Here is a 13,191-nt window from a genome sequence, read left to right as displayed (position 1 = left end):
AGGCCCGCATCCGCGGGCCGACGCTACTGATGAAGGAGCCGACATGACCCAGGTCAATACCCCCAACGCGGGGCCCGTTGACTACCAGGAGGTGCAGGCGCGCGAAGACTTCCAAGAGCTTCGTAGGACGCACCGGAGCTTCGTCTTCCCGATGACCGCTTTCTTCCTCATCTGGTACATCGCCTTCGTGATCACCGCCGCGTTCTTCCCGGACGTCATGGCGATTCCGGTCTGGGGCAACATCAACCTCGGCCTAGTGCTGGGGCTCGCGCAGTTCGTCACCACCTTCGTGATCACCGGACTCTATGTCTGGTTCAGCAACTCGAAGATGGACCCGAAATCCACCGCCATCCGACTCGAGCTCGAGGCCCGAGGCGCGGGCCTTCCTGAGGAGGACAAGCACTGATGAACTCCCTGATCAACGCATCCACCATCGAGGCAGGCTTTGCGCCGCTGGCCACGGCCGCCGCCGAGGCAGGCTCCGACGTCGGCAGCCCGCTGGCGAACATCTCCATCTTCCTGGTCTTCGTGGGCGTCACGCTGTTCTTCGTGATCCGGGCGTCGAAGAACACCAGCACCGCCGCGGACTACTACGCCGGCGGACGTTCCTTCTCCGGCACGCAGAACGGCACCGCCATCGCCGGGGACTACCTCTCCGCGGCATCCTTCCTCGGCATCGTGGGCGCCATCGCGATCTACGGCTACGACGGGTTCCTGTACTCCATCGGCTTCCTGGTCGCCTGGCTGATCGCGCTGCTTCTGGTCGCCGAGCTGATGCGCAACACCGGCAAGTTCACCATGGCCGACGTGCTCAGCTTCCGCCTGCGCCAGCAGCCGGTGCGCATCGCCGCGGCCATCTCCACCCTCGCGGTCTGCCTGTTCTACCTGCTGGCCCAGATGGCCGGTGCGGGCGCACTGGTCGCGCTGCTGCTCGGCATCGAGAGCGGGCTCGGACAGTCGCTGATCATCGCGGTGGTCGGCTCACTGATGATCTTCTACGTCTTCATCGGCGGCATGAAGGGCACCACCTGGGTCCAGATCATCAAGGCCACGCTGCTGATCGCCGGTTCCGCCGTCATGACCATCTGGGTCCTGGCGCTCTACGGCTTCAACTTCTCCGAGCTGCTCGGCTCGGCCGTGGAGAACACCGGTGAGGCGGCTCTGCTCGAGCCGGGTCTGCAGTACGGCGCCGACCTGTTCACCAAGCTGGACTTCATGTCCCTGGGCATCGCGCTGGTGCTGGGCACCGCCGCCCTGCCACACGTGCTGATCCGCTTCTACACGGTCCCCACCGCCAAGGACGCACGCAAGTCCGTCGTCGTGGCCATCGCCCTGATCGGCGCGTTCTACCTGTTCACCCTGGTGCTGGGCTACGGCGCAGCAGCACTGCTGGACACCGAGACGATCCTGGCAGCACCGGGCGGGCAGAACTCTGCGGCACCGCTGCTGGCCTACGAGCTCGGCGGCACGTTCCTGCTGGGCTTCATCGCCGCCGTCGCCTTCGCCACCATCCTCGCGGTGGTCGCCGGACTGACGATCACGGCCTCGGCCTCCTTCGCCCATGACGTCTACGCCCAGGTCATCAAGAAGGGCAAGATCGACTCCGCCGGCGAGGTCAAGGCAGCCAAGATGACCGTGATCGTGGTCGGCATCCTCGCGATCCTCGGCGGCATCAGCGCACAGGGTCAGAACGTGGCCTTCCTGGTGGCGCTGGCCTTCGCGGTCGCCGCCTCCGCGAACCTGCCCACGATCCTGTACTCGCTGTTCTGGAAGCGATTCACCACCCGTGGCGCGCTGTGGTCCATGTACGGCGGACTCGGCTCGGCGCTGCTCCTGATCGCCTTCTCCCCCGTGGTCTGGGGCCGGGACACCTCGTTCTTCCCGGAGATCGACCTGGCGCTGTACCCGCTGACCAACCCCGGTCTCGTCTCGATCCCGCTGGCGTTCCTGCTGGGCTGGCTCGGTTCGATGACCTCGAAGGTCTCCGAGGATCCGGCCAAGCAGGCCGAGATGGAGATCCGATCGCTGACCGGTGTGGGCGCCGAGAAGGCCGCCGAGCACTAAGCGGCCGCTCCACCACCCGTCCCATCGTTGAGGGGCGGATTCTACGAGTACTTGATGCCGGGAACGGCGTCAGATGCTCGGAGAATCCGCCCCTCAACTGTGTGTGGTGGGTCTTTCCGGACGCCACCCTTGTTGGATCAGGGCGCGCTGGATGCGTTGGATCGCGCGGCGCCCCTGGTCCGCCATATGGTCCGCAGTGATCCTGACCTCGATCCAGCCCAGCTGCTCGGTGATCTCACTGCGCCGCACATCCTTGCGCACGCTGTGCGGGGTGGAGTGGAACTCCTCCCCCTCGTACTGGATGGAGACGCGGAACGTCGGAATCGCCAGATCCGGCTCGAACCACGGATATCCGCTGGGATGCCGGATCACCGGGTTCACCAGCGGCTCCGGCAGGCCGGCGAGGTGCATGAAATACCGCAGCCGGGACTCCTGCGGGGAATCGACGCCTTCGCGGATCAGCCCCAGCGCCTCCCGCACACCCCTGATCCCCTTGGTCCTTCCCCGGGCTCGGACTGCTTCACGGAGTTCGGAGATGCTGGCCAGCTGTCTGCCGGTCTCGCCGTACTCTCCGCGCGGAGGCCGCACCACCTGATCACCCAGGATCACGGCACGCGCCACCTCACCACCCCGAGGGCCCTTGGGACCCGTCGGGCCATCCAGCGCCAGGTCCAACCAGGTCCAGGCCGGACTGGTCACTCGGATGCCGCCGAGGTCGAGCACGAACTGCTCCGGAACCGTGATCCGGTGACCCACCACCAGGTGCGGGCGTTGCACGCGGGCGCCGCCTGCGGGGCTGCTGATATGCAGCGGCGCTCTGAGCTCACCGGGGATCAGCCCCCACAGCCGGGCTGCCGTCTCGAAGCTGATCACACGCGAGGTCGACTCGGTGAGGCCCTGCAGCAGCGCGCGGACCGGATCGGCCTCTGGCTCGTTCGGCAACCCCGTGCCCGCATAGATGCCGTGGGTGAGCTGATGCAGAAGATCGTTTGCCCGGGAATGCTCGAGATCGCGTCGCGCCATCCCCTCGGCCTGGAGGCGCGCCCGTCGTCGTCCCGCTGGGGGCACGAAGATCCCGGGGCGACGACGGCCGTCTTGAGGTGTGCTCAGTGACTCCACGGGATTCAGTGCACACCGGATTGCGGCTCAACCGGGGGCAGCCGCCGAGGCTGTGAACGGGAGGCTGGTAACTAGATCCTGGGGAAAACTCCTGGGCTCTGGGCCCATACGCGTTGAGGGGCGGATTCTCCGAGCATCTAGGGCTAAAAACCCCATGAGATACCCGCAGAATCCGCCCCTCAACGAAAAGGGAGGGAGGGAGGGTCAGCCGACGGAGGCCATGATCTCGGTCATCTTGTCCAGAAAGGCGTCCACCTGGGCCTCGTCGTAGCCATTGTGCCCATGGGCGCCGCTGAAGGTGATCGTGCGGACCTCGTCCACGCTCATCGGGTTCTCCCCGTCGAGGTACTGCTCGAGCTGACGGCACAGCTCGTCCACCTGCTCCTTGCGGTAGCCGTTGGAGGAGGAGTGCGCGGGCTCGCGGAAGCGCTTGCCGTCCGGGCGGGAGAGCCGACCGCGCAGCGGCTCGGCACGTTCGGCGAGCATCTCGTACCAGGCGTCCTCGCCGTGGGCATCGACGTACTTGTCCCGCTCGGCGCTGGCGAAGGCGTCCTCGAGCCGGTCCAGCGCGCCGTCGACCTCAGCCGGATCGTAGCCGCCCCCGATCATGGAGAAACTCACGTCACGGATCTCCGAGAGCGCCATGCCCTCCCCGGAGTCATAGGCCACACGGGCCCGTGCCATGAACTCGTCCACCTCATCGCGGTTGTACCCCTGCTCCTGATCGTTCAGGAGCGTGAACAGTGCCGTCTCGTTCGCCATGGTCATAATCCTAGTGGCACTCCCCCGGCATCCCCGTTGAACGCCACGACCACGAAGAACGCGGTGGGCATCGCGAAGACCAGGGAATCCAGCCGATCCATCACGCCGCCGTGTCCCGGCAGCAGCCGAGACATGTCCTTGATGCCGAGTTCACGTTTGACCATCGACTCGGAGAAGTCACCCGCGGTGGAGGCGATGACCACGGTGACCGCGAGCACCGCACCGATGTAGACCGGTTCCTCGAAGATCAGCCAGGAGGCCAGCACCCCGACGCCGGTGGCGCCGAGCAGCGAGCCGCCGAAGCCCTCCCAGGACTTCTTGGGACTGATCTTCGGCGCCATCGGGTGCTTGCCGAAGAACACGCCGAAGATATAGCCGAACGTGTCATTGGCGACCACCAGCAGCACGACGACGACGAGCCGCCAGTCGCCCTGCTCGAGGTTCAGCAGCAGCACCGCGAAGGACATCATGAACGGCACCCAGCTGGCCACGAAGATCGAGGACAGGATGGACCGGCCAGGATCGGAGACCTTCCACAGGGCGGCCGCGACGACGATGGCCAGTCCGGTGGCGATCAACGCCAGCGTCAGCGCCTCCACCCCGCCGAAGTAGGCGGCGGTGGGCATGGCGATGGCGCCGAGGAACAGCGGAATCTTGGGAAGCCGCAGCTGGTGTCCGGTGGGGGCGACGCGCGTCTCGAGCGCGCGAGCCACCTCCCAGACACCCATCGAGAGCAGGATCGTCCAGACGAAGATCAGCATCAGCTCGAAGAAGAAGATCCCGAGCAGTGCGGGTACCAGCAGGACGACGCCGGTGATGATGGCTGCGGGCAGATTCCTCCCAGCTTTTCCCGCCATCAGACCTCGAGCAGCTCAGCTTCCTTGCGCTTGCTCATCTCGTCGATCTTCTCGACGTAGGTCTTGGTGAGGATCTCGAGCTCTTTGGTGCCTCGCTCGCCGTCGTCCTTGCCGACCTCGCCGTCCTTGATGGCCTTCTCGATGATCTCCTTGGACTTGCGCCGGGTGTTGCGCACCGAGACCTTGTGGTCCTCGCCCTTGGACTTGATCAGCTTCACGTACTCCTTGCGGCGCTCCTCGGTGAGGTCCGGGATCGTGATGCGGATCTGCTTGCCGTCGTTGGAGGGGTTGGCACCGATCTCCGAATCCGAGAGCGCCCGTTCGATGTCGCGCATCGCAGAGATGTCGAAGGGGGTGATCAGGATGGTCTTGGCGTCCGGGGTGGCGAAGGAGGCCAGCTGCTGCAGCGGTGTGGCGGATCCGTAGTAGTCCACCAGCACGCGGGAGTAGATCGCGGGGTTGGCGCGGCCGGTGCGCACGGTGCTGAAGTCGACCGAGGTGGCCTCGACTGCTCGTTCGAACTGCTCCTTGGCGTCTGCCAGGGTCTCATCAATCACGGGGGTCTCCTTAAGGGATGACGTTGCGGATGGAGTAGGGCTTCAGTCTAGTCGGGGGCACCAGGTCAGGGGGTGACCAGCGTGCCGATCTCCTCGCCGAGCAGGGCGCGGGTCACGTTGCCCTCCCCCTCCATGCCGAACACCCGCATGTTGAGGTCATTGTCGTTGCACATGGTCATCGCGGTCTGGTCCATCACTCGGATGTTCTTGCGCAGCGCATCCCCGTAGGTCAGGTGATCCAGCTTCTGCGCGTCGGGATTGGTCTTCGGGTCAGCGGTGTAGACCCCGTCCACGCCGGACTTGGCCATCAGGACCATGTCGGAGTGGGTCTCCAGGGCTCGCTGGGCGCATACGGTGTCGGTGGAGAAGTAGGGCATGCCCGCACCGGCGCCGAAGACGACGACCCGGTCCTTCTCCATGTGGCGCACGGCGCGCAGCGGGATGTAGGACTCGGCGACCTGACCCATGGTGATGGCGGTCTGCACGCGGGTGGGCTGGCCGGCCTGCTCCAGGAAGTCCTGCAGCGCCAGCGCGTTCATCACGGTGCCCAGCATGCCGATGTAGTCGGCGCGGGCCCGGTCCATGCCGGCCCGGGAGAGTTCAGCGCCGCGGAAGAAGTTGCCGCCGCCGACGACGACGGAGACCTCCACCTGACCTTTGACCGCCGCGATCTGCTCGGCGATCCCGCGGACCGTGGCCGGATCGACTCCCACTGCGCCTCCGCCGAAGACCTCTCCGGAGAGCTTCAGGAGCACTCGGCGGCGGTGTGTCGGTGTCTCTGCGGTCATGGGTGTCCTCCAGGGGATCGTGGGGCGGGGCGTTGCGGTTGCGGGACGCTGCCGGGCACCCGGGCGGGCGGGCGCAGGCACGGAAAAGGGGGCGACCACCTCATCTGAAGTGGTCACCCCCTTGACGTCTGAACTGTTGAGCTGCGACCAGTCTAATGGTCAGCGGCTCCGCACTTCAGCTGCGTTGAGTCTCAGCTGTTTTGAGTCTCAGGCTCCGACGCGGAAGCGAGCCAGACCCTTGGCGGACGTGCCGGCGGACTCGAGGACCTGGGTGACGGTCTTCTTCGGGTCCTTGGCGAACGGCTGGTCGACCAGCACGTTGTCCTTGAAGTACGCGTTGGTGCGTCCTTCGATGATCTTGGTCATCGCCTGCTCGGGCTTGTTCTCGGCCCGGGCGGTCTCCTCGGCGATGCGGCGCTCGTCGGCCACGGTCTCCGCGGGGACCTCGTCACGGGTCAGGAACTGCGGGGACAGCGCGGCGGCGTGCACCGCGATGTCGTGGGCAGCCTCCTTGGCCCCCTCCGAGTCGGCGTCGACGGCGAAGAGCACGCCGACCTGAGCCGGAAGGTCCTTGGAGGTCTTGTGCAGGTAGGCGTCCACGAAGGCACCCTCTACCGTGGCAAGACGACGCACGACGACCTTCTCGCCGAGGATCGCACCCTCTTCGGTGACGAAGTCGACGAGCTTCTTGCCCTCGACGTCGGCCTCCAGGAGTGCCTCCACAGTGGTCACGTCGTGGGCGACTGCGGTCTCGAGGACCTTGTCGGCCAGCGCGACGAACTTCGCGGACTTGGCCACGAAGTCGGTCTCGGCATTGATCTCGATCAGGAAGCCCTTGGTGCCGTTGACGACCTTGGCGGTGACCAGGCCCTCAGCGGCGGAGCGGCCTTCGCGCTTGGCAGCACCCTTGAGTCCGCGGATCCGGATGGCCTCGAGGGCCTTCTCGGTATCGCCGTCGGTCTCGTCGAGAGCCTTCTTCACGTCCATCATGCCGGCGCCGGTGCGCTCACGCAGGGCCTTGATGTCTGCAGCGGTGTAGTTCGCCATAGAAAAGCAGTTCCTCTCTCTACTTGGCTTCTTCAGCGGGAGCTTCGGTGGACTCTGCAGCGGGTGCCTCTGCGGCCTGCTCGGACTTGGCGGGCTCTTCGGCCTGCTCGGTCTTTGCGGACTTCTCAGCCTCGGCAGACTTCTCAGTGGCGTGCTGCTCGAGCAGCTCGCGCTCCCACTCGGCCATCGGCTCAGCAGCCGTGCCGGAGCCGCCGCCGCGCTTGTTCTCGCGAGCCATGAGGCCATCGGCCACGGCGTCGGCGATCACGCGGGTCAGCAGGTCCACGGACCGGATGGCGTCGTCGTTGCCCGGGATCGGGTAGTGGACGTCATCGGGATCGCAGTTGGTGTCGAGGATGGCGATCACGGGGATGCCCAGCTTCTTGGCCTCATCGACGGCCAGGTGCTCCTTGTTGGTATCGACGATCCAGACCGCGGAAGGGGTCTTGGTCAGGTTGCGGATACCACCGAGGTTCGACTGCAGCTTGGTGAGCTCGCGGCGCATCAGCAGCAGTTCCTTCTTGGTGTGACCGGAGCCTGCGACGTCGTCGAAGTCGATCTCCTCGAGCTCCTTCATGCGCTGGACGCGCTTGGAGACCGTCTGGAAGTTGGTCAGCATGCCGCCGAGCCAGCGGTGGTTGACGTAGGGCTGACCGACGCGGGTGGCCTGCTCGGCGATGGCTTCCTGGCCCTGCTTCTTGGTGCCGACGAAGAGGACGGAGCCGCCGTGGGCGACGGTCTGCTTGACGAACTCGTAAGCAGTGTCGATGTAGGTCAGGGACTGCTGGAGGTCAACGATGTAGATACCGTTGCGCTCGGTGAAGATGAAGCGCTTCATCTTCGGGTTCCAGCGGCGAGTCTGGTGACCGAAGTGGACACCGGAGTCGAGCAGCTGGCGCATGGTGACGACAGGCATGGTATTTCCTTTCAATGCCGGGCTTGGAACATGGAGGACATGCCTCATGCAGCTCCGGCTGGATTTCTCGGTTGGACAGTGGCCCGGTTCTCTCGGGCTCCTGGCAGAAGAAGGAGGGGTCTCGCGTTCTCGCCGCACGGCTGTTCCAAAGTGAGAGACAGCTGGATGTGGACCGATGAGAAACGCCCCGATCACTCGGGCAGCTCCTGCGCGTAGTCAGCTGATCCAGGCACGCCTAGGCACACACAGGTCAACTGCTGGGGTTCAGCTTAGCGGTTCGACGGCGTTTTCCCCAACCGCCTCGGGGATCCGGCAGCGGCCTGGATGCTCCACACATCGGCGGATTGGCGGGGATCCCGGATCGCAGTGGTCCAGGCTGGGTCCATGGGCGCGGGCGGGCGAGGGATCACCGGGGCAAAAGTCACCGCGCTGGGTGTTGTGCTGCTGCTTGGTCTGGGCGGTCTCCCGAGGGCGACACCGGAGGATTCTGCCTCCGCGCCGGCCCGGGCACTGTGGCAGCTGCCGGTGGTCGCCGACGAGCTGCGCCCCTTTGCCAGACCCCCCGCTCCCTGGGGCGCAGGCCACCGCGGAGTGGACCTGGGACCTCTCAACGTTGGAGCGAACATCAGAGCTCCCGCTGAGGGCGAGATCAGCTTCGCCGGCGTGGTGGTGGACCGCCCGGTGCTCTCCATCCGTCACGGCAACGGCTACCTCAGCTCCTTCGAACCGGTGGAGGCCGCCTTGGAGGTCGGGGATCGGGTCAGTGCCGGGGATCCCGTGGGTATCCTCGCGACCGGTGCGGGCCACTGCGAGGCACCCTGCGTGCACTGGGGAGTGCGGCTTGACGGGGAGTACATCAACCCGCTGCTGCTCACAGGTGACGCGGAGCCCTCGGTCCTGCTGCCGTTGGGTGGGGATTGAGGCCGCCGGTACAGTTGCCGCCGCGACAATGGCACAATATTGTCACCTCGCAGGCAGATCACTACCCGAGGAGGACCCGTGGCCCGACCGTCCGAGGACGCGAGGCAACAGAGCCAGCCCCAAGCTCGGAAGAACCGTGAGCGCGAACCCGCCGCGGAGGGCCGCACCAGAAAGCTCCGGAACCTGCTGCAGCGCCCCGAGTTTCTCACCGATGTGCTGCAGATCCTCAAGACCGTGATCGCGGGCACCGCCGCCTGGTGGGTCTCCATCTCGGTGCTGGAATCTGAGCTGGCGTTCCTCGCTCCCTGGACGGCGCTGCTGACGGTGCACGCCACGGTGCACCGTTCGCTCTCCCGAGGCGTGCAGACCACCATCGCCTCCACGATCGGCGTCGGACTCTCCTTCCTGATCGGGCATCTGCTAGGCGTCAGCCTGTGGACCTTCGCCCTGGCCCTGCTGGTAGGGGTGACCGCCGCCCGGATCTCCTGGATCCGAGACGAGGGGATCGCGATCGCCACCACCGCGATCTTCGTGCTGGCCAGCGGCTTCGATGATCAGGCACCACTGCTGGATGATCGCATCCTCGAAGTCGCCGTCGGCGTGGCCGCCGGGCTGCTGGTGAATCTGCTGATCGTTCCGCCGCTGCGTGACAAACAGGCCGGACGGTACGTGGACAGCATCAACGAGCGGATGGGCAGCGTACTGGTGAGCATCTCCCAGGAGTTCTCCGACTCCTGGGACACCGACAAGGCCGAGGCCTGGTTCGAGGAGACCGAGGCGATGACCCAGGAGCTGAATTCGGCCTGGACCGTGGTCCGCTTCGCTCGCGAGTCTCGCCGCGCCAACCCGCGGGCACGCCAGGGCATGCAGAGTCTGAAGGTGAGCAGCTGGAACGCCGAAGAGGCCAGCTACGAGGAGATCCTGGAACGCGCCGACGAGGGCATCTCGCACCTGCGTCACCTGGCGCGCACCCTGCGCGAGGCCACCCACACCGACGGCGAGTGGGACCACAGGTTCCGTGGACAGTGGGCGCAGATCGTCGGCGATACCGGCCGGGCGATCGCCGACCCGGATGCGGAGGTCGCCCCGCTGCACGAGAACCTGAGCTCGCTCTCCGCGGAGATGTCACAGGGGCAGGGGCTTCCGGGAGATTCCTGGCCGCTCTATGGGTCCTTGATCTCCAGCGTGCGCCATATCGTGGTCGTGGTCGACGATGTCGCCTCCGCGCGCGAGGCCCGCGAGGGAACCTCCGAGAACCCGATCGTCTCCCACTAGAGGGCCGTCGGCGCCCGGGGCTGGTCCTGAGTCAGCTCTTCCGGGCTGCCTGCCCGTGGGAGGCCAGCCGCTCGCCCAGGTCCACGAGCGCGGCGGCGGAGTCACTCCAGGCGAACTCGAGGCTTCGATCCCGGGCCGCACGGGAGGCGCGGGCGAAGGTGCCAGGCTCCTCCAGTCGGCGGACCGCCCGGGCAAACGCTTCAGGGTCGTTCCCGGGGACCACCTGGGCGCCTGCCTCCGCGACCGCCGCTCCGCCGATCTCGTGGAATATCGGCAGGTCAGAGAGCACCACGGGGGTGCCGTGGGCCATCGCCTCCACCACGGGCAGCCCATAGCCCTCCGCCGCCGAAAGCGTCACCAGAGCGCTGCCTCCCCGCAGGAGCGCGCGGTAGTCGGCATCGGAGATTCCGTGGTGGAAGACCAGCTGCTCCGGATCTCTCGCCAACGCCCGAAGCTGGGCCTCGCGGGGCGCCTGGATCGGGCTGCACAGATGCAACGTATAGCCGGGCAGCCGGTTCAGGCCCGCGATCACTGACTCGACGTTCTTATATCCCATGAAGGAGCCCATGTAGATGAGCTCCCTCCGCGGCGCCTCGGCGGGATCCCGGGGGCGCTGCACCGATGGCGGGGCGTTGGAGATCAGCTCCACCGGTCTGCGGGTCAGCCGGTGCTCACGGATCAGCCCACGGGTGGTCTCGGAGACGGTCGCGACGGCGTCGGCCTGGTTCAGCACAAGCCGCTGCGGCAGGTAGGAGAGGTGGTAGGCCCGCCAGCCCAGGCGCACCAGGGCAGGAAGATCCTGCGGCGGGGTCCGGTGGGCGTAGTAGATCAGGTCATGCAGGGTGAGGATCAACGGGTAGTTCCGGCCCCGGCCGCCCATGGTCTGCATCGGAGAGAACACCACATCGGGGCGGTGCGGATTGATCTGCCGGGCCACCCAGGGCTCCCGGGCCGAGGTGGGCGAGGAGATCTGCAGATGCGCAAGGTCCGGGAGCAGGTTCAGCTGCTCGGGGTCGCTGATCAGCATGGTGACATCGGCCTGTTCGGCGGCGGCCTCCACCAGAGAGGCCGTGAACCTGGAGATGCCGTCGTGGACCTGGGTCCGGGTGTACCGGCAGTCGAAGAAGAGCTTCAGCACATGCCGATTCTGGCACAGCCGTCTGCGGGGCACCGGAGTGGACACCTCTGGCATGATGAGGGTCATGAGCGAGTTGAGTTTCACAGGTGTCAGTGCGGATGTCCCGGGCCATGGCCCGGCACCGGAAACCTCCCGTCAGTACTGGACCGAGGCCGCCGAGACCGGAGAGCTGCGCGAGGTTCCACTCCCGGAGCCCCGCCCCGGCGAGCTGCTGATCGAGACCCTGCACAGCGGGATCTCACGCGGCACCGAATCGCTGGTGCACCGCGGCGAGGTGCCGAGCAACATCACCGAGATCATGCAGGCCCCCTTCCAGCTCGGCGAGCTGCCCTTCCCGGTCTCCCACGGTTACCTCAACGTCGGGGTGGTTCGGCAGGGCAGCGAGGCCCTGATCGGGCAGACGGTCTTCACCCTGGCCGGGCACCGCGAGCATGTCGTCGTCCCCGAGTCCGCCGCCCATGTGCTGCCCGAGGGCTGTCCTCCGCAGCGGGCGCTGCTCGCCGGAATCGGCGAGGTCGGACTGAACGGCCTCTGGGAGGGCCCCGTGATGGTCGGTGACCGGGTCGCCGTCGTCGGCGGTGGACTGATCGGGCTGACCACCGCGCTGCTGGCCTCGAAGCTGGCGCTGCAGCGGCTGCAGGTCGTGGAGATCGACGCCGAGCGGCGCGCCTTCATCGAATCCCTGGGGCTGGACGCAGTCACCCCGGATGCGGCTGGCCTGGACAACGATGTGGTGCTGCACAGCTCGGCCAGCTCCGCCGGGCTGGCGACCGCGCTGCGCCTGGCCGGCGAGGACGCCGTGGTGGTGGAACAGTCCTGGTACGGCACCGGAGACCAGCAGGTCCCGCTGGGAGCCGACTTCCACGCCCGTCGACTCCGGATCGTCGCGACCCAGGTCGGTCAGGTGCCCGGGCCTCGCCGGATGCGGCGGACCCGCGGCCAGCGACTCGCCACGGCGCTGGATCTGCTCGACTCCCGCTTCGACCTGCTGATCAGCGGGCACTCACCGCTGGCCGAGCTGCCGAGCGTGATGCAGGACGTCGCCGCCGGGGCCCCCTGGACCCGGGACCAGATCCTGCACGTGATCGATCACCCGCTCGCCGCGCATCACGCCGTCGGGTGATCCCCGCGCAGCGCCTACTCTCATCCACCACCCTCCAAGGAGAACCATGAGCCGCTTCCGCCTGACCGTCGATGACCACATCATGATCGCGCACAGCCTGCAGGACCCGTTCTTCGGACCGGCGCAGAACCTGCACGGGGCCACGCTGAGCATCCAGGCCAGCTTCTTCCGGGATGGTCTGAACGAGTACGGAGTGGTCCTGGACATCGGCGCCGCCACCGAGCTGCTGGCCGCCACTCTGGAGCCGCTGCGCTATAAGAACCTGGACGAGCTGGAGGCGCTGGCCGGGAAGTTCACCACCACCGAGGTGATCATCGAACACATCGCCGAGACGCTGGCCGCAGAGCTGCCCGCCGACCACGGGCTCACAGCACTGGAGGTGCAGGCCGAGGAGCACCCCCGGGCTCGTGCCTCCGTCTGGGTTCAGCTCTAGACCGGCAGGCTCGGTAGTATGTCCGAGTGTCCTGGCGAGTCGACCCGTCGTCGCCCGCGAGGACCCGAGGGGCGTTAGCTCAGTTGGTTAGAGCAGAGGACTCATAATCCTTTTGTCCTGGGTTCAAGTCCCAGACGCCCTACCCCCGCAGGCAGCACCCTGCACGTGCCGGACCGAGCAAGATCCGGTCC

At 66.7% G+C, this 13,191-nt stretch carries 14 protein-coding genes and 1 tRNA gene; 7 read left to right on the top strand and 8 right to left on the bottom strand.

Going from position 1 to position 13,191, the window contains the following annotated elements; translation table 11 throughout:
* The first annotated feature begins 43 nt into the window (after nucleotides 1-43).
* Nucleotides 44-406, top strand: a complete 363-nt coding sequence (locus EV640_RS10720) for a DUF485 domain-containing protein (protein ID WP_036474007.1) — start codon at nucleotides 44-46, stop codon at nucleotides 404-406.
* Nucleotides 406-2,064, top strand: a complete 1,659-nt coding sequence (locus EV640_RS10715) for a solute symporter family protein (protein ID WP_133726414.1) — start codon at nucleotides 406-408, stop codon at nucleotides 2,062-2,064. The genes EV640_RS10720 and EV640_RS10715 overlap by 1 nt, the downstream gene beginning before the upstream one ends.
* Nucleotides 2,065-2,157: 93 nt before the next feature.
* On the opposite strand, the gene EV640_RS10710 is transcribed toward EV640_RS10715, so the two are convergent.
* The 7 genes from EV640_RS10710 to rpsB all read right to left on the bottom strand — a co-directional run bounded on the left by EV640_RS10710 (nucleotide 2,158) and on the right by rpsB (nucleotide 8,110).
* Complete coding sequence (locus EV640_RS10710) at nucleotides 2,158-3,183, bottom strand: hypothetical protein (protein WP_133726413.1); 1,026 nt, start codon at nucleotides 3,181-3,183, stop codon at nucleotides 2,158-2,160.
* 204 nt (nucleotides 3,184-3,387) lie between these two features.
* Entirely contained in the window at nucleotides 3,388-3,945 is a 558-nt protein-coding gene (locus EV640_RS10705; protein ID WP_036474010.1) for a DivIVA domain-containing protein, read from the bottom strand.
* A 2-nt stretch (nucleotides 3,946-3,947) separates the two neighbouring features.
* Nucleotides 3,948-4,802: a phosphatidate cytidylyltransferase gene (locus EV640_RS10700; protein ID WP_051500893.1), complete on the bottom strand. Its 855-nt coding sequence runs from the start codon at nucleotides 4,800-4,802 to the stop codon at nucleotides 3,948-3,950.
* Nucleotides 4,802-5,359, bottom strand: a complete 558-nt coding sequence (gene frr / locus EV640_RS10695; protein ID WP_036474012.1) for a ribosome recycling factor — start codon at nucleotides 5,357-5,359, stop codon at nucleotides 4,802-4,804. Before frr ends, EV640_RS10700 begins: the two co-directional genes overlap by 1 nt.
* Nucleotides 5,360-5,424: 65 nt before the next feature.
* Complete coding sequence (gene pyrH, locus EV640_RS10690; RefSeq protein WP_036474018.1) at nucleotides 5,425-6,147, bottom strand: UMP kinase; 723 nt, start codon at nucleotides 6,145-6,147, stop codon at nucleotides 5,425-5,427.
* A gap of 207 nt (nucleotides 6,148-6,354) precedes the next feature.
* Complete coding sequence (tsf, locus tag EV640_RS10685) at nucleotides 6,355-7,194, bottom strand: translation elongation factor Ts (RefSeq protein ID WP_133726412.1); 840 nt, start codon at nucleotides 7,192-7,194, stop codon at nucleotides 6,355-6,357.
* Nucleotides 7,195-7,213: 19 nt separating this feature from the next.
* Nucleotides 7,214-8,110, bottom strand: coding sequence for a 30S ribosomal protein S2 (rpsB, locus tag EV640_RS10680; RefSeq protein ID WP_036474023.1), 897 nt, complete (start codon nucleotides 8,108-8,110; stop codon nucleotides 7,214-7,216).
* Nucleotides 8,111-8,494: 384 nt separating this feature from the next.
* Here rpsB and EV640_RS10675 point away from each other — a divergent pair, with 384 nt between their 5' ends.
* Both EV640_RS10675 and EV640_RS10670 read left to right on the top strand, forming a co-directional pair.
* Entirely contained in the window at nucleotides 8,495-9,031 is a 537-nt protein-coding gene (locus EV640_RS10675; protein ID WP_084479369.1) for a murein hydrolase activator EnvC family protein, read from the top strand.
* 78 nt (nucleotides 9,032-9,109) lie between these two features.
* A complete protein-coding gene (locus tag EV640_RS10670; RefSeq protein ID WP_235180941.1) occupies nucleotides 9,110-10,306 on the top strand; it encodes an FUSC family protein in 1,197 nt (398 codons plus the stop codon).
* 31 nt (nucleotides 10,307-10,337) lie between these two features.
* Here EV640_RS10670 and EV640_RS10665 read toward each other — a convergent pair whose 3' ends face one another.
* Nucleotides 10,338-11,441 (bottom strand): glycosyltransferase, encoded by a 1,104-nt coding sequence (locus EV640_RS10665; protein WP_036474242.1) that lies wholly within the window; start codon nucleotides 11,439-11,441, stop codon nucleotides 10,338-10,340.
* A gap of 67 nt (nucleotides 11,442-11,508) precedes the next feature.
* Between EV640_RS10665 and EV640_RS10660 the strand changes: the two genes are divergently transcribed.
* The 3 genes from EV640_RS10660 (at nucleotide 11,509) to EV640_RS10650 (ending at nucleotide 13,142) form a co-directional block, all read left to right on the top strand.
* The gene (locus tag EV640_RS10660; RefSeq protein WP_051500894.1) at nucleotides 11,509-12,567 is read left to right on the top strand and encodes a zinc-dependent alcohol dehydrogenase; all 1,059 of its coding nucleotides are present in this window, start codon (nucleotides 11,509-11,511) and stop codon (nucleotides 12,565-12,567) included.
* Between the two features lie 46 nt (nucleotides 12,568-12,613).
* Nucleotides 12,614-13,000 carry a 6-pyruvoyl trahydropterin synthase family protein gene (locus EV640_RS10655; protein WP_036474028.1) on the top strand — a complete coding sequence of 129 codons (387 nt, stop codon included), beginning with the start codon at nucleotides 12,614-12,616 and terminating at the stop codon, nucleotides 12,998-13,000.
* Between the two features lie 68 nt (nucleotides 13,001-13,068).
* Nucleotides 13,069-13,142, top strand: a tRNA-Ile gene (locus EV640_RS10650).
* Nucleotides 13,143-13,191 lie beyond the last annotated feature (49 nt).

Source organism: Nesterenkonia aurantiaca, assembly GCF_004364585.1.
Lineage (GTDB): Bacteria > Actinomycetota > Actinomycetes > Actinomycetales > Micrococcaceae > Nesterenkonia > Nesterenkonia aurantiaca.
This window is presented reverse-complemented; position numbering and strand designations above follow the sequence as displayed.

Excerpts from the sequence above, each read along its gene's own strand:
- EV640_RS10720 (WP_036474007.1), top strand. The coding sequence starts at position 44 with ATGACCCAGGTCAATACCCCCAACGCGGGGCCCGTTGACTACCAGGAG.
- EV640_RS10715 (WP_133726414.1), top strand. The coding sequence starts at position 406 with ATGAACTCCCTGATCAACGCATCCACCATCGAGGCAGGCTTTGCGCCG.
- EV640_RS10705 (WP_036474010.1), bottom strand. The coding sequence starts at position 3,945 with ATGGCGAACGAGACGGCACTGTTCACGCTCCTGAACGATCAGGAGCAG.
- EV640_RS10700 (WP_051500893.1), bottom strand. The coding sequence starts at position 4,802 with ATGGCGGGAAAAGCTGGGAGGAATCTGCCCGCAGCCATCATCACCGGC.
- pyrH (WP_036474018.1), bottom strand. The coding sequence starts at position 6,147 with ATGACCGCAGAGACACCGACACACCGCCGCCGAGTGCTCCTGAAGCTC.
- tsf (WP_133726412.1), bottom strand. The coding sequence starts at position 7,194 with ATGGCGAACTACACCGCTGCAGACATCAAGGCCCTGCGTGAGCGCACC.
- rpsB (WP_036474023.1), bottom strand. The coding sequence starts at position 8,110 with ATGCCTGTCGTCACCATGCGCCAGCTGCTCGACTCCGGTGTCCACTTC.
- EV640_RS10675 (WP_084479369.1), top strand. The coding sequence starts at position 8,495 with ATGGGCGCGGGCGGGCGAGGGATCACCGGGGCAAAAGTCACCGCGCTG.
- EV640_RS10660 (WP_051500894.1), top strand. The coding sequence starts at position 11,509 with ATGAGCGAGTTGAGTTTCACAGGTGTCAGTGCGGATGTCCCGGGCCAT.
- EV640_RS10655 (WP_036474028.1), top strand. The coding sequence starts at position 12,614 with ATGAGCCGCTTCCGCCTGACCGTCGATGACCACATCATGATCGCGCAC.